Annotated in this window: 12 protein-coding genes; 10 read left to right on the top strand and 2 right to left on the bottom strand. The window is 32.9% G+C overall.

Annotated elements, in window-relative coordinates; all coding sequences use genetic code 11:
* Nucleotides 1-569 precede the first annotated feature (569 nt).
* The 10 genes from GXM17_RS12620 (at nt 570) to GXM17_RS12575 (ending at nt 19,937) form a co-directional block, all read left to right on the top strand.
* On the top strand, nt 570-860 hold the full coding sequence (locus tag GXM17_RS12620; protein WP_163399682.1) for a helix-turn-helix domain-containing protein: 291 nt from the start codon (nt 570-572) through the stop codon (nt 858-860).
* An 8-nt stretch (nt 861-868) separates the two neighbouring features.
* On the top strand, nt 869-1,726 hold the full coding sequence (locus tag GXM17_RS12615; protein WP_163399681.1) for a reverse transcriptase family protein: 858 nt from the start codon (nt 869-871) through the stop codon (nt 1,724-1,726).
* Between the two features lie 59 nt (nt 1,727-1,785).
* Nucleotides 1,786-2,022, top strand: a complete 237-nt coding sequence (locus tag GXM17_RS22000) for an IS3 family transposase (protein WP_163399680.1) — start codon at nt 1,786-1,788, stop codon at nt 2,020-2,022.
* 416 nt (nt 2,023-2,438) lie between these two features.
* Entirely contained in the window at nt 2,439-3,314 is an 876-nt protein-coding gene (locus GXM17_RS12605) for a hypothetical protein (RefSeq protein ID WP_163399679.1), read from the top strand.
* 82 nt (nt 3,315-3,396) lie between these two features.
* Nucleotides 3,397-8,040, top strand: a complete 4,644-nt coding sequence (locus GXM17_RS12600) for a DUF3320 domain-containing protein (RefSeq protein WP_163399678.1) — start codon at nt 3,397-3,399, stop codon at nt 8,038-8,040.
* Nucleotides 8,041-8,104: 64 nt separating this feature from the next.
* A complete protein-coding gene (locus tag GXM17_RS12595; RefSeq protein ID WP_163399677.1) occupies nt 8,105-10,765 on the top strand; it encodes a UvrD-helicase domain-containing protein in 2,661 nt (886 codons plus the stop codon).
* 164 nt (nt 10,766-10,929) lie between these two features.
* Nucleotides 10,930-15,621, top strand: a complete 4,692-nt coding sequence (gene avs4, locus GXM17_RS12590; protein ID WP_163399676.1) for an AVAST type 4 anti-phage nuclease Avs4 — start codon at nt 10,930-10,932, stop codon at nt 15,619-15,621.
* A gap of 176 nt (nt 15,622-15,797) precedes the next feature.
* The gene (locus tag GXM17_RS12585) at nt 15,798-16,823 is read left to right on the top strand and encodes a hypothetical protein (RefSeq protein WP_163399675.1); all 1,026 of its coding nucleotides are present in this window, start codon (nt 15,798-15,800) and stop codon (nt 16,821-16,823) included.
* Nucleotides 16,824-17,571: 748 nt separating this feature from the next.
* Nucleotides 17,572-18,474, top strand: coding sequence for an IS1595 family transposase (locus GXM17_RS12580; RefSeq protein WP_163399674.1), 903 nt, complete (start codon nt 17,572-17,574; stop codon nt 18,472-18,474).
* A 212-nt stretch (nt 18,475-18,686) separates the two neighbouring features.
* Complete coding sequence (locus GXM17_RS12575) at nt 18,687-19,937, top strand: T9SS type A sorting domain-containing protein (RefSeq protein ID WP_163399673.1); 1,251 nt, start codon at nt 18,687-18,689, stop codon at nt 19,935-19,937.
* Between the two features lie 143 nt (nt 19,938-20,080).
* Here GXM17_RS12575 and GXM17_RS12570 read toward each other — a convergent pair whose 3' ends face one another.
* Together GXM17_RS12570 and GXM17_RS12565 are read right to left on the bottom strand one after the other, a co-directional pair.
* Nucleotides 20,081-21,358, bottom strand: a complete 1,278-nt coding sequence (locus GXM17_RS12570) for a glycoside hydrolase family 117 protein (protein WP_163399742.1) — start codon at nt 21,356-21,358, stop codon at nt 20,081-20,083.
* Between the two features lie 49 nt (nt 21,359-21,407).
* The gene (locus GXM17_RS12565; RefSeq protein WP_163399672.1) at nt 21,408-23,105 is read right to left on the bottom strand and encodes a glycoside hydrolase family 2 protein; all 1,698 of its coding nucleotides are present in this window, start codon (nt 23,103-23,105) and stop codon (nt 21,408-21,410) included.
* Nucleotides 23,106-23,128: the final 23 nt, after the last annotated feature.

The following is a 23,128-nucleotide window of genomic DNA, read 5'->3' as shown; positions in this document are numbered from 1 at the left end:
GATTGAATGACATCGCAAATTCAATTTGACTAAAGCCTTATTAGCTTAAAACCTATTAGTTCAAAAATCTTATTAGCTGAAAACCTTATTAGTTCAACGCTGTTAGATAAAGATGCTATTAGACGAAAACGTTATTAGATAAAAGTCAGATAAGATTAGATGAAATTTATTTTTATTTTTTTTAAGCAGGAAATCGAGAAGTGTTTTCAGAACTGTATCCTATATGGGTTCACGCAGCTAATTAAGCAGGTAGCAATAGTGCTTCCCATGTAATTTTAATACTATACAGTATGCAACACAAACAAAAAGTTGATCAACTTCTAAATGGAGTTAGGTCATTATTCGCAAAGAACGGGTACGCGTTCTCGGAAGAAGATAAAGCTTTACTTGAAAATATTCTTGTAGAGTTAGAAGAGATGTTAAACAATCAAAAGGGAAATAGTCCTGATCAGATGTTGCAAACACTCTTTTTGGTTCTAAAATTTTTGAAATTCTTCGGGATTGACGATATCACAGGACTATTCTAATTCCACACTTCTCATTTTTTTTATTAATTTATTTAAATTATTATGGATATAGGTAGCGCCATTAAAGATTTAAGAAAGCAGAAAGGTATTAAACAAACCGATTTTGCTGTTAAATGTGGCTTATCACAGTCATATCTTTCAGCAATAGAAAAAGGAAAAAAAGAGCCAACTCTAGGTATATTAAAACTAATTGCAAATGCCCTTTCAATTCCCATGCCTATATTATTTTTCTTTTCATTAGACAAAGAAGATATTGCAGAGTCTAAGCGTGATGCATTTAAAATACTTGAACCATTAATTAAGGGCTTAGTAACTGATGTTTTTTCCTTATAGATGATAATATGAAAACTCGAATCAAAGATTTAGCATATACTTTAAAAGTTGACAAAAGCTATTTAATTCAACTAGCAGATGAATTGGATGTTGATGATAGTAAATTTTACAAAAATTGGGATGAACCTAAAACAGATGAAAAGGGTCTACCCAGATTCGAAAATGGAATAGCTTTAACAAGACCAATAAATGCACCAATACAAAAATTAAAACACGTGCAATCATTGTTACTACAAAATGTCCTGTACAAATTTATTTTACCAAATTACTTCTTTGGTGGATTGAAAAAAAAAGATGCTGTATTAAATGCTCGCCATCATCAAGGAAATAAATTTTTCTTCCTCACCGATTTAAAGGATTTCTATCCCTCTGTTCATTTTAAAAGTGTAGAAAAAGCCCTTCGTAAAGAAGGTTTCTATCCGGATGTTGCAAAATTGATTACTCGTATTTGTACAAAAGAGGGAGCAATTCCTCAAGGCTGCCCAACATCTTCATTTTTGGCTTCACTTGTAGTTTACCATAGCTGTGGAGACATCTTTAAAAAATATATTGCGGATGGATTTAAATTATCCGTTTATGTAGATGACATTACATTTTCAAAACCAGTGGATTTCAAAGATCAAACTTTGAATATGATAAGTGAGTTACGTGATAGAGGATTAAAGATAAATTTCTCAAAAACTCATTATTGCACTTATAACCCTAAAGTCACGGGGGTTCATATTAAAAACAATGGGATTTCACCATTACCACACACATTTAATTCAGCTATAGATCCAAGTAAAAGTGATGCTTCAAGAAAAGGACACATGGAGCGCATTAAGTATATAAAGAAAATCCGGAAGCAGAAAACCGTATGTAAATAATAGAAATTCAGGTTAAAACTTAAATAACGTTGTAGGAAGATTTTGGTTCGAAAAAGGTCATGATAGTGAATTATGGAAGCAGAAAGGGCAATTGCTATTATAATGCTGTCTCTGAGAGTTTTTTCAAAACCTCAAAAACAGAATTAATTTACCAAAACAACTATACAACGATAAAAAAAACAAAAAAGTCAGTCATTGACTATATCAAAAATTTCTATAATAGATACAGAAGACATTCCGCGCTTGGAAACCTGACAATCGAGGAATTTCAAAAACAGCATCTTATTACAAAATAGATTCTATTGCTTTTATAGCAGTCCATTTGAACTGCTTACTAACCTGTAACTATATCATTTAATTAAATGCAATTAAATTTGTATTAAAATCACCAGCCAGTAAATATAAATCAAAGCCAAATTTACCTTTAATACCAGAGATGACTTTGACAAAAATGGAACTACAATAGATTGAGCCCTAACTAAAAAAGGTATTTATACGTAGTGATTTATATTCTTTAATCTATAATTTTGAAAATATTGAACTTAATGTTTTAATAAACATTCAAAATCCATTTGCAAAAACACATTTATTCAATTTTTATTTTTAAAATAAATTTTACAATTACGTTTTTCCGTAAAAACTTTAAATTTAAATTTCTAATTTTTGCAATTATCTTAATTAATGATTTCATTAAATAGCTAAATAAAGCAATATGATTTTACATCAGAAAACACTCGAGAAGTTAAGACATCTTATCAATGAGGAAACCGAATATAGAACTGGTCCAAAACTGGTTGCGTTTTTCAATAATTTAGGTTTTAACGATTCTTATGGTGAAGGTTTTCCTTCCAGATGGAAATTCACCGATGAAAAACTAAGTAAAATTAATGGAACACCAGAATTGGATAAATGCATTATTCAACTCTTTGCCCCAGTAAATTTCATTGAAAACTTTACCCGTCTAGATAAAATGATTGATGATTTTAATAAATTCCTTGTTTTTGATAGTTGGAAAGTAATACGCGATGGAGCTACTATAAGTTTTGGTAAAGCCGACAAAATAATTTTTGAAGAAACAAATTCTAAAGCAAATTCAATAGAAGATGATTTTCTAAAAAAAGAATTTGATGAATTAGAATTAGATACATTGAATTTAGAAACTTCACTTACAGAAACGCTTAACCTAAGGCTTTCAGAAATCAAAAAATGTTTGAGTGTCGAAGCTCCTCTTTCCGTTATATTTTTATGCGGCAGTACTTTAGAGGGTTTATTAAACGGCATTGCAAACAAACATCCTAGAGTTTACAATACAGCTTCTAAAGCTCCTACAAAAGAAGGCAGAGTAAAACATCTTAGTGAGTGGACACTAGCTAATTTAATAGAAGTTTCCTGCGAAGTTGGATACCTCAATGAGGACGTGAAAAAATTCAGTCATTCGCTTAGGGATTTTCGGAATTATATACACCCAAGTGAACAGGTGAAAAATCGTTTTAACCCTGATCATCATACCTCTAAAATTTCTTGGCAGGTCCTTAAAGTTGCTATACATCAAATTAATCAAAAAATAAATAGTACTCCCCTTTCCTAAATGTTTTAAAAGTTTAAAACATTGTCTTTCTCTTTTTGTAGTGTTTTATTTAATAACTTAGGAAACTTAATTATCTTAATATATGTCTGAATCAATTCTACCTAAATTGGAAGCATCTCGTAAAGAGCTTTTAGATCTAGGAATGCGCAATACATTACTTAACTATAAGACATCCAAAGTTAAAGGCTTACAAATTGTACAAGAACAATCTTCATCGATATATGATATCTTAGTCAGGCAGAATAAAGCTATGACTTTTTTAGGACGCCCAGGCAAAGATGACGATGATGAATTATTTGAACTTCCGGAACTTACCGAACCGGAAATACAAGATGCTTATAATGATACCAGATTACAGACCAATGAAACAGAAACCAAGCTTCAGACTAAAATACTAAATACTTATTATTTTGCTAGAACAAGCATTGAAGAGCAGGGTGTCAACATGTTATATCTTGCATTAGGAATACTAAATTGGTATGAAAAAGGTAATAGTGACGATACAAGAAAAGCGCCATTAATTTTACTTCCCGTCGTACTTGAGCGTTCCAGTGCAAATGAACGTTTTCGTTTAAGATATAGTGGCACTGAAATCGGGCCAAATCTATCATTGCAGGCAAAAATGATGGTAGATTACAACATCACTATTCCTGATCTCCCGGAGGAGGAAGAACTAGATCTTAAAGCATATTACAGCATTATAAAAGAACGGATCAGCCATATTGAAAATTGGAAAGTTGAAGAGGATGCCATAGAATTAGGATTCTTTTCTTTTGGTAAATTTATGATTTATCATGATTTAGACAGTGACAAATGGCCAGAAGATAAAAAACCATTCAACCATAATATTTTACAATCTTTATTCGATACTGGATTTAATGAACCTCAACCATCAATTGGTGAAGAACATCATCTTGACAATGATACGAATGCGGATGAGCTTATGCAAGTAGTAGATGCCGACAGTTCACAAGTAATTGCAATGCTTGCTGTACATGAAGGGCGTAACATGGTAATACAAGGACCTCCAGGAACAGGGAAATCACAAACCATTACAAATCTTATAGCAAATGCTGTCGGAAATGGAAAAAAAGTGCTTTTTGTTGCTGAAAAAATGGCCGCATTAGAAGTTGTAAAACGACGATTAGACAGTGTTAACTTAGGAGAAGCATGCTTAGAATTACATAGCCATAAAGCAAACAAAAGAGAATTACATAATGAATTAAAACGGATACTTGATTTAGGCAGGCCAACAATAACACGTTTGGAAGAAGAAATTAGATTTCTTCATCCTATGATAAACGAACTTAATCAATATTGTACTTCGGTAAATTCTGAAATTTCAAAAAGTGGTTACTCAGCACAAGAAGTGATGGGAAATTTACTAAAAATAACAACTCGTAATAAAGATTATAAATTTCCTAAAATACACGTTGGAAATATTAGCATATGGGATTCTATAAAGATTAAAGAGGTTGAACAACTGGCTGAAAAAATACAGGTAAGACTAGAAAAAATTGGACAACCTGAGAACTTGCTGTTTTATGGAACTGATATAAAAATTTTCCTCCCAATAGATGAGGAAACCTCAAAAGAATTATTAGAAATTGTAATTAAAGATACAAGTGAGGTAATAACTCTTATTACTTCCATTTCAAATTATGTTGAAATTAATCCGTCCACAGAAATAGATGATGTTAAGCTATTATTAAAAACTATAAAAACTGCATCTGAGAATCCAGGCCTCACATCCATGAATATAATCGATTCTGCTTGGCTCAATAATCAAGCTGATATTGCCGAATTATTAGAAACTGGAATTCGACTAGAGGAACTGCATAGACAATATGACAATTTAGTTATTCCAGAATCTTGGGATTATGATCTACTTGAAATCAGGCAAAATTTAATTGTACATGGCAGTAAGTGGTATAAATTTTTAATAGGAGATTATAAAAATAGTGTAAAAAGATTGTCGGCACTTCTCACAACTCAGGTACCTTCAGATTTAAACACAAAATTAGAGTATGTTAATGCTTTAATGGAAGGAAAGCGTCTTACAGCTTCTCTCCTATCTTTAGAACCTTTAGCGCAAAAATTATTTGATATCAGATATCAAAAGAAACGAACAGATTGGCAAACTGTTAAAAAAGCAGTTCAATATCTACAAGGGGTACACCTTCTTATTCAGGATGACGTAATATCAAACACATTTCTATCCTTTCTTAGCAAAAATCAGGAGTCTTCTGTTGCGGCTGACTTTTTAATTAATTTGGAGAATGCTTTAAAAAAACAAAATATTTCATTAAAGTCACTTTTAGAAAAACTGGATTTAAAAGATAATCAAATACTAAATACAAGTTTAGCAAAACAGCAAAGCTTAATAAAAAATTGGTTCGAAAATCTACCTGAGATACATCAGGCAATATCTTGGAACGTAATGAAAGAAGAGATTGAAAGAAATGGAGCCGATTATTTGATTAGAGCAGTTTATAACTGGCCCGACGCTGTTTTGCATTTAAAAACAGCTGTACAAAAAACTTGGTACGAACATTTGATTGAGCAGGCAATGACTAATAGTGTAGAACTTCGAAAATTTGAAAGATCAAGTCATGAAGAAGTCATCGAAAAATTTAAACGACTTGATGTACTTTATCAGTTCTATAATCGCGCCAAAGTTGCTCTTAAACATTGGGAAAGTTTACCAAAACAGGAAGGCGGCGGACAAATTAATGTACTTAAAAGCGAATTCAACCGTAAAGCCAGACATATGCCGATTAGGAAACTTATGCAGGAAGCGGGACTGGCAATTCAAGCAATTAAACCTGTTATAATGATGAGTCCAATGTCAATTGCAAATTTTCTCCCTCCAAATAGTATTGATTTCGATCTGGTTATTTTTGATGAAGCCAGCCAAGTACGTCCTGTTGATGCTTTGGGTGCTATTTTACGTGGAAGACAAGTAGTTGTTGTGGGGGATACAAAGCAAATGCCTCCAACAAGTTTTTTTGACAAACTAAATACCGATACTGAAGATGAAGAAAACGTAACTGCTGATATGCAGAGCATCCTTGGAATGTGTGATGCTCAAGGTGCTCCTCAACGTATGTTGCGCTGGCATTATCGCAGTAGACATGAATCCTTAATTAACTTGTCAAACCAGGAGTTTTACGAAAATAAATTAATAATTTTTCCAAGTCCCGGATCTAGAAGCAAAATGGGTTTAGCATTTAACCACCTGCCAGATACTTATTATGACAAAGGTAAAACACGCACCAACCCTAAAGAAGCTGAAAAAGTTGCTGATGCTATCATTAACCATGCGCTAAATAATCCGAAGCTAAGTCTCGGCGTTGTTGCTTTTAGCACAGCGCAAATGCAGGCTATTCAAAATGCACTTGAAGTAAAAAGAAGAAAAAATCCTGAAGTTGAAAATTTCTTTAGGAGCCACGCTACTGAACCTCTTTTTATCAAAAATCTTGAAAATGTTCAAGGAGATGAACGAGATGTCATTTTTATTAGTATTGGTTATGGAAGAACTGAAGATGGTAAAGTACCTATGAGTTTTGGACCTCTAAATAATGAAGGTGGTGAAAGAAGACTAAATGTTTTAATTACAAGGGCAAAAAGCAGATGTGAAGTATTCACAAATATTACAGCCAGTGATATGAATCCTGGACCAAATGCGAAATTTGGTATTCGAGCATTAAAAAGTTTTCTTTATTATGCACAGCATGGGAAGTTTGAAAGCGACAAGGAAGAAATAATAACTAAACCCCAGCCATTTGAGGAAATTATTGCTCAAAGTCTTCGCGATAATGGTTATATCGTGAGAGAAAAAGTCGGCTCTGCTGGATTTTATATTGACTTGGCAATAGTTGATAACGATAATCCTGGAAGATATATTCTTGGAATATGCTGCGACGGAAAGTCTTATGAAACTGCAAAATCAGCTCGGGATCGAGATAGATTAAGAACTATAGTCCTTGAAGGCATGGGCTGGAAATTATTTAATGTATGGAGCACTGATTGGTTCCGCAATCCCCAAGGAGAGCTAAGACTTTTAATAGAAACTATTGAAAATGCTAAAAATCAAGTTGAACATAATGATGCACTTGAAGAAGAATTAATGGAAGATTTAAAAAATCTTGTCCGGGAAGAGCCTGAAGAAATTGATAATTCAATCCCCCGCTATATAAAAGCTTCTCTTCCTATTGAGGTTTGCCATCAAGAAATTCATACTTATTCCCTTGGAAAACTTGGAGCGTGGATACATGAAGTCGTCAAAGTAGAAAGCCCTGTTCATTTTGAAGAAATGGCTCGTCGAATTGCAGATGCAAATGGCATTTCAAAAATAGGAAGCCGTGTCAGAGCATCTATTACAGATGCAGTAAACTATGCTATTAGAACTGGCTTAATTAAAAAGAAAGATGAATTTCTTTGGCATTTTGAAGATCATTTACCAGTAATAAGAGATAGAAGTTTACTTAGTCCAAATTCAAAAAAATTAAGTCTTATTTCTGATGAAGAGATGAACTTGGCAATCATTAAAGTTGTTGAAAGTTCTATCGCTATTCAACCAGATAATGCTGTTATCTTAATTGCGAAACTTTTTGGATTTGCAAGAGTTACAGAAGATATGCGAAACCATATATTACAATCCATCAAAAAAGCAGTCAAATTTGAAATTGTAAAAAAAGATGGAGATTTTTTAAAATTGATATAAAATCACTTGATAGTAATTCTAAAATAGAACAAGGTTTTAAGTTAACCTCAGATCAAAAGTAAATATGGTTTTAATAATTATTATCGCTTCGATGTTCCTTTTTCTTGTTATCTTTCAGCAATTGCAAGAAAAGAAAAAGTATAAAGACACCAAATACATAATTAATCTAGATCAAGCGAAAGATTTCATAGACAATATTCAAAAATTAAACGACTACATCACTTGGGTTGAACGTGACCAGATAAAATCTCAATATTCATCAGCGCGTCAATTCTTTAAAAACAAAACTAATTTTTACAAAAAAGAGGAAACTGTAAAGACTTTTAATAGCATTTTTGAAGATTTTGATACATACATAATTCAGTATAACCAAAATTATGTCAATACACAGAAAGAAAAGTTAAAACTGTACTTTGACAATATTGAACAAAAAAAACTGGATGACCAGCAGCGTACCGCTGTAATCACAGATGAGTATTCAAATTTAATAATTGCAGGAGCAGGCTCTGGAAAAACATTAACAATTCTGGGTAAAGTTCAATATCTTATTGAACAGAAAAACATTAGTCCTGATGAAATCCTACTATTATCGTTTACAAAAAAAACTGTAGACGAATTAAATGAAAGACTCTACAAACTTAACCTTGACGTACAGGCAACGACCTTTCATAAACTTGGCTACGACATAATTAAAAAAAATCACACAGATGTTCCAGCTATTACTAACGAAAATACTTTAAGCAGTATAATCAAGGAATATTTAAAAACCGATATTTTAGATGATGAAAAAGCCTTGCAATCATATATTCAATATGTAGCATGCTATATGAACATTCCAGAGGAAAATGACAATTACAATTCATTAGGCGAAAAAATAGATACAGAAAAAGGGATTGATTTTCAAACATTAAAATCAAAATGTGAGCCTCTAAATATAGCAGCAAAATCCAATCTAAATTCAATACATGGTGAGAAAGTAAAAAGTGTAGAGGAACTTATGATAGCCAATTTTTTATATCTGAATGGAATTGAATATGAATACGAAAAGCCTTATCCCTTTGGAGATACCATGTATCGTCCTGACTTCTTTATAACCGATTACAAATTGTATCTAGAACATTTCGGTGTGGATGAGCATAATCGGGCAAAATGGTTATCGCCATTACATGAACAAAAATATGTGGAAGAAATGGAGTTAAAAAGAAGTACGCACAAAATCCATAAAACTAAACTTTTGGAAACGTACTCCTATTTTAACAGAGATAATGTTTTATTGGAGAAGCTTAAAAATATACTTATAGCAGAGAATATAACTTTTAAGCCAAGAGATACTAAGGATATCTATACAAAAGTGTCAGAAGATGAAAAAAACTTTGGAAAAGAAATAAATAAGCTCATTGAAAGCTTTATCAATCTAATCAAATCTAGACAATTAAATCATGATTCATTAATGAGTTTACTGTCGGAGAAGAATAAATCCCAAAACCCTTACATGATTGAGCGCCAGGGAATGTTTTTACAGTTTGTACTCCCAATTCTTAAAAAATACAATCAGATTCTAAAAAAAAGAAATGAAATTGATTTCAATGATATGATCAATAAAGCTGCTGACACTGTAAAAAACCATAAGCCCAACTACACCTATAAATATATAATTATTGATGAATACCAGGATATTTCGTTTTCCCGGTTTAATCTGATCAAAGGAGTTCGGGACTTGTCAGGTGCAAGATTAATTTGCGTGGGAGATGACTGGCAGTCTATTTACCGCTTTGCAGGCAGCGATGTTTCTTTATTTAGTAATTTTGAAAAACATGTTGGCAATTATGAGCAATTACTGATAGAACGAACTTATAGAAATTCACAGTCACTTATTGACATCAGTTCAAAATACATTCAAAAAAATCCAAAGCAAATATCCAAAAAGCCAAGTTCAAATAAAGAGCCTTTGGAAGATCCCTTAAATTTTGTGTATTATAAACCCGATGAAATTGAGGAAGTTTTCATCAATGAAATACAAAAGTTAGTCAGTAAATATGGTGAGAAATCAATCTTGGTCTTAGGAAGGCACAGCTTTGATATCAATGATCTGATAAGACTGAGACCGGATAGCAAAATAAAATATATTGAAAGAAATGATACCTTAGAAGTCAAAGGACTCGAAAAAATTAATATTAAATATCTAACTGTACACAAGTCCAAAGGAACAGAAGCCGATAATGTTATTATTTTGAATCTTCGAAATCATCTGATGGGGTTCCCTAACAAAATGACTGATGATCCTATTTTGTCTCTCTTGCTGAGTGAAGAAGAAGAATATAGATTTGCAGAAGAGCGCCGGTTATTTTATGTTGCCTTAACCAGAACTAAAAATGAAGTTATATTACTAGTCCCATCAGAAGCTTCCTTGTTTACAGAAGAATTGTTAACAGACAATAATTACTTATTAGCTAATATTAATGGAAAGTTAAATATTACTAATTGTCCTTACTGCAAAACAGGGAAACTGGTGATAAGACAAAATTCAGTAAATGGCAATCAATTTTTGGGATGTTCACATTATCCTATTTGTAATCAGACATATAGTAGCGTAGATATTTTAAAAGATAAATTTGTATGTTCTAATTGCGAAAGCGGTTTTATGACAAAAAGAGCAGGAAAGTACGGCAACTTTTTAGGATGCACAAATTATCCTGATTGTAGAAATACCATAAACTTGCAATAAAGTCCAAAAAGAAATATTTAACAAGCGCTAATACTAGACAGACAAAAACAAACAACATCACCCATAACCAGCCAAAATTAAAATAAAAACAATCTAAAATACTTTATAAATAAAAAAGTGATTCAAACCTATATTTAATCTTTAAATTTTAAAATGATAAGAGAATGAATTGGAAGATTTTTGATTTAAAATATAACAACCGTGAACAATGGGCATTTGAACAATTGTCTTATCTGCTGTTTTGTTCTGTATTTGGAAACAAAATAGGCTTGTTCCGTTATAAAAACCAAACAGGAATAGAAACAGAGCCATTTGAAAAAGAAGGGAAATATTATGGATTCCAAGCTAAATATTATACATCTTCAATATCGCAAAAGGATATTATTGAGTCTATAACAAAAGCGAAATCAAAGAACCCGCACTTAAATACAGTATATCTCTACACAAATATAGAACTTTCTGAAAGTAGCAAAACAGATAAAAAAAAGCCGAAATATCAAATTGAAATTGAGAAAGCAGCGCAAAAAATAGATATTGAAATTCTGTGGCAAGTACCAAGCCATTTTGAATTGCAATTGTCCTTGCCTGAGAACAAATATATTCAGGATCTTTTTTTTAAGCTCGAACCTGACGGTGCCGCTCTAATTGACGAAATTGTTAAGCACAATGAAAATATACTTCAGGCAATCCAAACAGAAATTAACTTTAATGGCAGTCAAATTAAGATTGACAGAAGTGGTATAATCGAACAGCTGAACCATTCACTTGGACGGAACGAAAATATCATAATATCGGGAGAAGGTGGTTGCGGAAAAACAGCTGTCTTTAAAGAATTCTACAATACTTTTTCGACCAGTTTCCCAATATGCATCTTTAAGGCTACAGAGCTTAATGTATCTAACATAAATGAATTGCTTCGATTCAATAATAACTTCACATTTGATCTTTTTTTTGAAGCATATGAAAAAGAACCTAAAAAGGTGTTTGTTATTGATTCTGCAGAAAAACTGGCTGAACTAGCTAACAATGATATTTTGAATAAGTTAATTAAATTACTCATAAGTAATGGTTGGAATATAGTTTTTACTACCCGGTATTCTTATCTCAATGATCTATCATTTCATATTACTGAAAACTATCAATTATCTTGTGAGGTCATCAATATCCCTTTAATCACGCCAGATGAATTAACTCAATTGTCAGAGAAAAATAATTTTATTTTGCCTGCGAATGAAAATTTTTCCCAAAGGCTTTCTAATCTTTTTTATCTGAATGAGTATATAAAATATTATCCTAAGATTGATAAAGAAGGAAATTTTAGAAACTTTATTGACTTAATCTGGAAAAAGAAAATTCAAAATAGTAATATTCAAAGGGACAACCTACATCTGGAAAGAGACCGATCCCTCATATATATTGCAAAAAAAAGATGTGAATTGGGTCTATTTTATATTAGCCCCGATACATTACCCCAATCTGCTTTATTTCATTTGAAACAAGATGAAATTCTTGGTTATGATCAAACACATAACGGATACTTTATTACGCATGATATTTATGAAGAATGGGCTTTAGACAAAATAATATCCCGTACTTATGCCAATCATGTTAATGTATCGCTTTTCTTTGAAGAATTAGGAAATTCACTGCCTATTAGACGAGCTTTTAGGCTTTGGATGTCAGAACAGTTATCTAAAAATTCAAGCGAGGTAGAAACTTTTGTTCAAAATATTTTTGTAGCTGCTGACATTTCTCAGTTTTGGAAAGATGAATTGCTCATCTCAATTTTACTTTCAGATTATTCAGAATATTTTTTTAATTTTTTCGAAAACAACATTATCTCAGAAGAATTTAAAACCCTAAAAAGAATTTTATTTTTATTGAGAATTGCATGTACAGAAATAGCTGCAACAAAAGATTTCTATTCGACAGCTCCAAAAGGCAAAGGATGGGAAGTAGTAATTGCTTTTATTGATAAATATAAAAGCTCTTTTTTTGAAAATAACCTACCAATAATTTTACCTATTTTGGCCGATTGGACTAAGTATAAAAAGGATGGAGAAACAACACGGATTTCAGGCCTGTTAGCATTGAGCATTATTGAAAAAACAGAAACAATTGAAAAATTTTACATTGATGATAAAGCGCAACAAAAAATCTTAAATGTTGTTTTTAATTCCTCTAATGAAATAAGCTCTGAATTAAAAAACATCTTTGACAAAGTTATTGCCAACCAATGGAGAAGCCACAATTCGCCGTATGAAGGACTTTGCTCTACTATTTTAAGCAAACCTTACCTTGCATTAAATCTGATTAAAAAACTGCCATTATCTGTTATTGAGCTTTGCGGTTTATTTTGGCGAAAAAGCAAAAAAAAGAAACATCCTTTTGAATCTGATAGTTTTCATGTAGAAACCAAATATGGCATTGCAGATGAATTTAGGTTTAATTATTCTCCGGCAAGTGCATACCAGACACCTATTTACTGGCTGCTGCAGAATTCCTTTTATCAAACTCTTGATTTCATAATTGAATTTACCAACGATGCTGTAGAATCATATCGTAAATCCGATTATGGTAAAGATGATGTTACCGAGATAACCTTGTACATTGAAAATGAGCAGGTAAAACAATATTTATGCTGGGCATTCTGGGGAGCTTACAGAGGATTTAGCAGTCCGGTGGTTCCCTATTTATTACAGTCGGTTCATATGGCATTGGAGAAAATGCTCCTGGAATTAGCAGAATTACCGCAGACTGAAATTCTGGAAAAAGTACTACTAAAGCTTCTAAAATCAAAATCAGCTTCAATTACAGCGGTTGTATGCAGCGTTATATTGGCCTATCCTGATAAATTTTATAATGTTGCTTTGGTTTTATTCAAAACACTGGACTTTTTCCATATGGATTCTTCAAGAAGCCTTAATGAGCATCAGGCTAAATCATTATATTCGATAGGATTTGGATTGGATCATGATACATTCTATAATGACGAACGAATAAAAACATGTGAGGACAGTCATAGAAACCTAAATCTGGAAAGAATTTTTCTAAACTATCAATTTTGTGGAGTTACAAACTTTACCGAGGATCAAAATACCGACTTTATCAATAGTCTTTATAAAATCTTAGACATTCATAAAGAAAATCTGAGTCAAAAATCCCAGCATGAAAATCATACTTTACATATTTTACTGGCACGAATGGACAGAAGAAACCTTTCTGTGAAAATTTTAAGTAAGGAGGATAACAAGTTTGTAGTTGAATTTACCCCCAATAATCTCTCCGAGGAACAAAAACAACAAAGCGAGCAGGCAGTTAAAGATGTTGATGATACTTTTAAATACTCATTTTTAAGAACCTGGGGCGACTTTATCTCCGGCAGAGAGCAAACTGCTAGTGCTAAACTTTTAGAATATGACAGCAATCCTCTCACGGCTTTGTTAGAAACGAAACAATTAGTACAGGAGCTGAAAGAGGGGAGACAAGCAATGGGAATATTTGATTACAGCATACCAGGACATGTTTGTTCTAAGCTAATGATTCAATATAAAGATATATTATCTCCAGAAGACAAGGATTTTTGCAATGAAATAATTCTCACGTCAATTTCTGAGCTATTTTCTGATGATTACGATTATCAGATAAGTGATGGTGTAGAAGCATCAATAAATGCAGTTCCGGCTTTAATGCAAATTTATCCCCAAAATAATGAAAGCTGTGTTTCAATTTTAGTTTTATCCCTTTTTGACAGGACACCAATTGGTTATTACAAACGCATATGCGATTATGCTATTGAAGCAATTCATAAGTCCAATCTCTGGCAGACAGATCCTGTTAGCAGTCAAAAAATTTTGCTAGGCTTTTGCATTTTAAAACCTATATATGATAGCATTTACAAAAAGAAAAAAAAGGAATCGGGCCACTGGCAAAGAATTTCAAAAGAAACTATCTTCGTGGAACTTGAAAATCAGCTTCCGGATTTCTCTTTTGATAATCTGTCATTTGAGCAGATCGATATTGCTGCGTTCAGTATTCAGGATTTAGAGATAATCTATCAGTTAATTCCATCAAATACAAAAGATAGAGACCATTTAACTTTTTACCAAAAATCCTTACCCAAACTCGCTGCAATCCTTTTACAAGACAGGAGAACATATCGCGAAGAAAATGAAAATATAGACATTTATAAAGAACGTGTAAATATTTTTAAAAGATATGCTTACTTTATTTTAGAAAGGGAAAAAAGTGAAATGGACATTTACCTTAATCCTTTTAAAGATTCTTTTCAGGTATCTGAAGAAACAGTTTCTTTTTTAGACCAAATTATTTTTGCGCAAGATAGAATGAATCATTACGAACAATTTTGGCAGGTATGGGACAGTTTGTATCCAGCTTTTATTTCAGTCTGCAAAAACTCCCGTAGTTATAGTATAAACGATTTAATCTGGACATACCTTCTTGCCTGGAATAATTGGAGAGAAAATACAGAACAATGGCACAGTTTAAAAAAGGAAAATTTAGCCTTATATCGTAATGTTGCAGCAGAATTGGTAGATCAGCCCGCTGTATTATATTCAGTTGCCAAAGTAGTAAACTCTATCGGCAGTAAATTTACACAGGAAGGCATTGATTTGATATACCCGATTATCTTCAAAAATAGATTTCTAAATTTAGGCAAGCTACAATCAAATACAGAATATTATTTAGAGATATTTATGAGAAAATTTATTTTTATAAATAAAAAACAAATCAAACAGGATATAAGATTAAAAAATAAGGTCATCCCAATACTTGATTTTATGATAGAACGTGGTTCAATACATGGTTATTTAATGAGAGAAAGTATCCTGTAAATTTTTATAACGTTATTACTTTTAATGATATTATTCTTTAAAGATGGATGTCGCCCGATGAAGAAAAATATAAAAGATAATATTTTATGTATACTGGTTAGTCAAATCAATTTGTTTTAAAAGATGGAATGAAATTTACTTAAATAAAAAATAACTAATTAAAACAATAGAGTGTAATGATAGAAAAAGTAGCTAATAACAAATACAATACTGAAAAACTAAATCTAAATCGTACTGAAGATATTCTTGAGAAAGTTAACTATTATAGAACTCTTTTAGGCAAAACTCATGATTTATCAAATGAAGATTTTGTTAAATTACAAAACGACATTCATACTTTTTTCAATATCAAACCGGGTAGTTATCGAAAAGATCCTCCGCAAAGAATAGTTCGTATTTCAATAAATAATCAAATTTTAAAAGACTCTGAATTAAGTTATTTGACTGATATTTCTCAACTTCTTGCTCCCCCTGTTGATTTATGCAATTATGGTCGTTGTAATTTACCCAAACACCAAGTACTTTACTGCGGTATTAACGAAGCAGAAGCATATTGGGAAATGAAACCCAAAAAAGGTGATGTAATAACCCTATCTCATTTCAAACTAAAAGAAGGAGCAACAATTAATTGTAATTTAATTCAAAAGGATAAAACTCTAAATCCTATATTTGAAAATCAATTACAAGAGATCTTCCACATCTTGGAGGATTTCTTTGTCGATGTTTTCAGTCTTGAAGTATCCAGAGACCGACCACGAGATTATCTTTTTAGTGCGGAACTATCATCTCAATTTTTGTTTTATCCTGTTCCCTCAAAAGATAATATAGAAGCTATAATTTACCCAAGCGTACAGAAGAAAAAATTTGGCCACAATATTGCTATTTTAAATAGTATTGTTTTAGAAAAATATGATCTGATTGGAGTTGAAACACGATTTATCTTAGATGAGTATCAAAATACAGATCCAGAAACTTATGATCTTACAACAGATAATGTGATTGCTTCATTTGGAACCGAGTCCTTTGATTTTGAAAAAGGAAAAATATTATACGATCCTGTAGTGGATGAAATTTTTCATTTTCTTAGAAAATTACAAACGCTGCCATCAGGACAACAAAGATTGTCTAAAGATAACATTACTTTCAATTTAACTTTAGGAAAATGCACTGTGAAATCATTTATTAAAAAAGATAAATTGTAATTGGGGTGGATACCTTTTCTGCCACAAAAACTTAGGGCGTTTTTTAAAGATATTTCACCCGTCTAAGTTTTGTGGCACAATCGTGGCACAATGCATTTTGAAAAAGTACAACCTCATCAAAATCAAGGTCTAAGAAGTTTAGGTTCGAAACTTTTAGAAACATCAAAAATATTATAGCAATCACTCGTTTTAGAATTGCAGCAAAATCATGGCACATGATTTTTTGGAAAATAGAAAGTAAGCAAAATCAACTGCTAACAAGTTTAGATTCAAAACTATTATACAGTACTTTATTTAAAAAGCATCTCGCGAATAGCAGCACATTCACTGTATCTATTGCAAACAACAGATTAAAATCTTAAAAAGCAGATAACTTTCATGAAATGTTATAGTTACAGCTTCACACATCTAAAATTGACGTGATGGCAATAGACCTCATTCCATCTTTTCCACTTGTTCCCATCATATAACGAGTGAAGTATAGATCGGCGAATAAAAAAAAAAAGACCCTCCACATCATATAGTCCGTCATCGTTTGGAGCGTATTGTACTGTTGCTTCAATTATTTGAAACCGTCATATCCAGTATCTGCCACTTTAATATAGAAATGTCTTGACAAATATTAGTCAGAAATTTCACTTTCCATTTTAATACATAATCATCAGGCAGTTCAGGTACATTTAAGAAATTTAATCAATTGAGTTAGTCATTTAGTTTCTGTATCTCTATGCCTTTAAAATCAACTACTATGGAAGCATTTGAAGGACAAAGCATACTAAACTTTATAAAAGAATTGCCGGATGATGAAGCTTGCAAAGCTTATTTAGCACAAATAAAATGGAAAGATGGCTTTATTTATATGAAATGTGGTCATACAAAAGGATGTGAAAAATCAGGATATAATTATCAATGTTACGGCTGCCAACATGTGGAAAGTTCTACTGCCAATACATTCTTTCATAAGGTTAAATTTGGTTTACATAAAGCTTTTTGTATCGTATTTGAAATGACAACTAGTGGTAAAAGTGTTTCAAGTATTCAAATGGGCAAACGTTTTGAAATTCGCCAAGGTACCGCCTGGTTTTTTATGCAAAAAGTACGTAAAGCAATGCAAAGCAGTCAGAAATATCCTTTGTCAGAACTGGTTCATGTAGATGAATTTACCGTGGGTGGAAAAGAAGAAGCAAAACAAGGAAGGAGTTATAACTCTAAAAAGAAAAAGGCAGTAATAGCAGTAGAGTTAAACAAAAAGCATCAAATAAAAAGAGTTTATGTAAAATCTATTGATGACTATTCTTCAAAATCACTAACACCAATTTTTGAAGAGCATATAAGCAAAAGTGCCAAAATAGTTACCGATAAATGGAGAGGATATGACCCTCTAAAAAAGCTTTATAATATTGAACAAAAACTAAGTGATCAAGGTAAAAATTTTAAGGAATTACACATTGTAATCATGCAATTGAAATCATGGATTAGAACAATACCAACTCATGTTAGTAAATGGCATATCCAAGCTTATTTTGATGAGTTTTGTTTTAGAATAAATCGTTCTCAATTTAAAACAAGTATTTTTCATAAATCGATAGAAAGAATGGTAAATGCCAAACCCATATATCAAAAAGAAATAAAACAGATAGTAAGTGTATAACTCGATTAATCAAAATCATATATTTTAACCTGCAAACTCCATCCTGCTTGCAAAAGTTGATAGATGATGATCCTGTTCCACAGAATTGTTGAGATATTTTTCTAATTGTTACTATTGTTCAGTTTATATCTAGTCCCGTAAACATTGACTTATACTTCGAAAAACTAAATTGCGGGACCAAAAAAAGATTATAATTATTTAAACAAAGAATAATGAAACTAAAATTAATTGTACTGCTTACTTTATGTATGTCTCCGTTTTTATACAGTCAAGATTGGAATGGCATTCCCGTTCCTGCAAATGCTGGAACAGGAAAAATTTGGAAAATTCAGCCACAGTCTGATGATTTTAATTACACCTATGAAGCGTCCACTAATCAAGCAACGATTGGCGGAAAGTGGACTAACTTTTATCACAACACTTGGGATGGTCCAGGGCCTACAAAATGGAGGTATGAGAATACTACCGTTAGCGGAGGAAATCTGCATGTTTTTGCAACTAGACAAGCAAATGAAACTAAGACTTTTACTGTAGATTGTGATGGAGATAATGTTGCCGAAAGCTGGACTATGGCGGCTACAAGAGCGGGCTGCATTACATCGAAAACAAGGGTAAAGTACCCTGTATATGTAGAAGCGCGTTTTAAAATCGCAAATGCAGTTATGGCTTCTGATATTTGGATGCTTAGTCCAGATGACACCCAAGAAATCGATATCCTGGAAGCATACGGCGGAAAAGCAACTAGAAATGATTGGCTAGCACAACGTTTGCATTTAAGTCACCATGTATTTATTAGAAGTCCGTTTTTGGATTATCAGCCTACCGATGCCAGCACATGGTACACGGGAGCTACAAAAACCTATTGGACAGACAAATGGATTCGTCTTGGTGTGTACTGGGCTAGTCAAACTCGGTTAGAATACTACTTGGATGGTCAATTAGTCAAGGTAATGGACAATCTAGATACTGTGAACGGCAAAGACGGAATAGACCCATTAAACTATACCTCAACAGCTACTCCAAGAACTGCCACTACACGCACGGGACTGGTAAAAGAAATGGATATCATTATTAATATGGAAGATCAAAACTGGAATGCCTGTAAAGGACGTACTCCTACTGATGAAGAAATTACAAATTTTGACAATCATAATTTCAATATCGATTGGATTCGAATTTACAAACCTGTGACCGATCCAAATTTAGGGAAACAAGATGCCAAGATTGAAGAAAAAAAATTGATGCTATTTCCAAATCCTTTTAAAGATTCTATTCAAATAAAATCAGAAAAAAACATAAGCACTGTTCAAATTTACAGTTTGAGCGGAACTAAATTGTTGGTTGAAAAAATCAATAATACCAATGCTACTATTGCTACCAAAAACTTAAGCGCTGGAATGTATTTTGCACAAATCAATTGGGAAGATGGCACTACAATTTCCCAAAAGGTCATAAAACAATAAAGCTCAAAAATTTCAAACTAAATTTACTTTTCTCGAAAAAAATACAACATTTGAAATCTTGAGCATTAGTAGCGTTGGAGATTAACTATAGATCTGTTTCCAACGCTAATTGGATCAATAATGTGAGCTTTTGCATGCTGGATTTAGTTTTTATCCTTTTTTATCCGTTCCAATTGCTCTACTGAAAGTTTTTGCGAAAAATATACTTCTGGTTTCAAAAAGAGATTCGTGTTTTTCATTTTCGGGTCATAGATATCTAAACTTAAATCACAATCAAAACGACCTAGAATACTATAGTTTTTATTAGGACCACCCATATCTGTAAAATGACATAATCCCCAACTTATACCACGTCCGTTGCCGTTACTTGTAAAAGCATCGGGTACATAAGCCCCCGCAGCAGTAGGCAGCAAAGCCGAAACCGAAGCAATATTAAAATTGACTCCGTCCTTTGCATATTGGATAGTGTTGCTTTCATTTCCGTTACTTGTAATCAGGGCAGCAATACCCTCTTTAAAAGGAAACAAAGCGGTTTCGTGACCTGAATTGAATAAAGGATTCAAAGGATGCTTAGTGAATGGTCCCAAAGGATTATCGGCCATAGCCAAGCCATTCCCAACTAAATAATCAGGCCGATCACCATAAGCCGCCTTAAAATACAAGTAGATTTTACCTTTATACAATAAAGGATACGGATCATGAATAGAAAATTGATCCCAAGTCCCTTTATCACCATTTTCGACAATTATTTTATTTGCCGCTATCCATGGGCCATCTGGTGAATCAGAGTATGAAGCAGTCACAGGACAATGATCTCCTTTTTTTCCGCTGGCTTCCATAAACCCTTGGTAATACAAATAAAATTTTCCTTCCCATTTTAAAATATCAGGAGTCGCTACTGAGCGCCATCCTACTTGTGGCAGTAAAGGTCTTTCGATTGCCACGCCCTGTTCTTCCCAAGACAAGCCATCTTTACTGGTAGCGTACCATATTTCACATAAATCCCAATCGGTTGAGGGAATGTTTTCGGTACTTTCACTAGCTTTACTAGCACCTACAGGAGCTGTTTCTGTATCTCTTTTAGTGTACCAAACATAGTATTTTCCATTTTCGAAAATAATTTTGGAAGGGTCACGTCTTGAGATTGTTCCGTCTCCATTATGATAATCAAATCCTTTGAGTTCTGTATATTTAAAACTCGAAAAGAGTTCGTTATCCTCCGGCCTTGGAGTTAAATAATTGTCATACAAACGCTCCATAGCCGCACTCAAAGTTCGGTTTGGTTTGGTTTGTGGAATATCCCATGGATAACCGACAATCTCTTTTTGCTTCGAACTTCCACAAGAAGTGGCTAAAAATAAAGTAACTAATCCGATAGAAATTGTGGTCGTAATTCGGTTTTTATTTAAAATAGCTAACATCATTTGTATTTTATTGAGTTTGTAAACTGTTTAATAGTTTTTGTTTAAATTATTCTTCCCATTCTTTATAAAGGGCTTTCAATTGTACATACGCTTTCTTTTTCTTTTTTCGAAAAGCATCTACAATTCCCCATTCTCTATAACCCGATGTGGGTGTGCCTTTGTAATTACTTCTATAATCATTGTAACTCCATAGCGATACACCCGAAATCCAAGGAAATTGTTTTAATTCCTTGATATAAGTCACCAATTCTTTACGCAGTTCCGAATTGGGTTCATTACCAATCTGGCTTAATCCAATTTCAGAAACAAAAATGGGTTTGCCTGGGAATTTTTCATGTGTTTTTTGCGCCAATACAGGAGCATTTCCATAGCTATTCATCGAAATAAAATCTACTTTTTCGTAAGGTTCTGTGCCAATTTCTCCCTTACGATAAGACGTAATGGTAACATAGGTTTTTAGGCGGGTAGTATCTAAACTAGCCACATAATCGAGCATCTCATTTACATAATCGTATTGGTCTTTAGTCAAAGCTTTTTCGTCCCAGTCTGCTACAGCATCACGTAATTCGTTCCCCACACTCCAAGCCACCACTGAGGGATGATTAAAATCTCTTTCGATCATATCGGCCATCCATTTTTTGGTTACTGGATTATTTGGAAACGATTGAGGGTCATCATCGCCCCAAACCGGAATTTCTTCAACTAATAGAAAACCATTTTTGTCACAATAATCCAAAAGGTTTTTGGACAAAGGCGCATGCATCAATCTCGAGAACGTACAACCTAAAGACTGAATGTCTTTCATGTCTTTTTTAATCAATCCATCTGGCTCGGTATTGCCGTATTTAGGATGATCGTGTACCCGATTGACTCCATTCATACGTACCGCTTGATTGTTCAAATAAAACTGTTCGCCACGAACTTCAAACTTTCGAATACCAAAATTATCTTCGGTAACATCCACTTTTTTTCCCTCTACTTGCAGTTCGCTCGTCAATTGGTACAAATTAGGACTATCAAAATGCCAAAATTTAAAATCAGCTAGTTTGCGTTTGAATTTTATTTCAGCAATAGCGGTTGCATTTCGGTTTATTTTTACCGAAACAGGAGCTACATCGATCCCTTTAATTTTGGGTAGAATTTGAGCTGTGGCACTATTGGTACCATTATTTTCCACCTTGTATTTTATAGAAAAATTGATTTCTCCTTTTTCAAAATCAGGTATGGATGCAATATGTTGGTAAACGAAACGCAAATCTTCAGTAGCTACCAACCACACCTCACGGCTAATACCGCCCCAAGCCCACCAAGCGCCTCGTTTGTAAGAGTTATCAGCCATGACAATAATCGAATTGCTTTCGCCTAGTTTTAGAAAAGGAGCGATGTTAAATTCAAAAGGCAAATAGCCTCCAACATGTTTACCTAGTAATTTCCCGTTGACCCAAACCATAGCGGTTTCATAAACAGCTTCAAACTGAACTCTGATTTGTTTTCCTTGCCATTTTTGAGGAACTCTAAAGTCTTTTTGATAATAGCCTTTGCCCACATAAGTTGCATATTTTTCGTGAGTATCCCAATTCCCCGGTACTTGCATAGTATCCCAATTAGAAAAATCCGATTGCAACAATTCTGATTCAGAAAGAGTATTCGAAGCCTTAAACTTCCATTTTCCATTTAATGAAATTGTTTGGGCATTAGAAACTATAAAGCCTAAAAATACCAGTATAATTAATTTTGTTTTCATATTTTCAATATTTACGCCTGTTT

Source organism: Flavobacterium fluviatile (assembly GCF_010645065.1).
Lineage (GTDB): Bacteria > Bacteroidota > Bacteroidia > Flavobacteriales > Flavobacteriaceae > Flavobacterium > Flavobacterium fluviatile.
The sequence above is the reverse complement of the archived record's forward strand: the minus strand, read 5'-3'. Positions and strand labels throughout refer to the sequence as shown.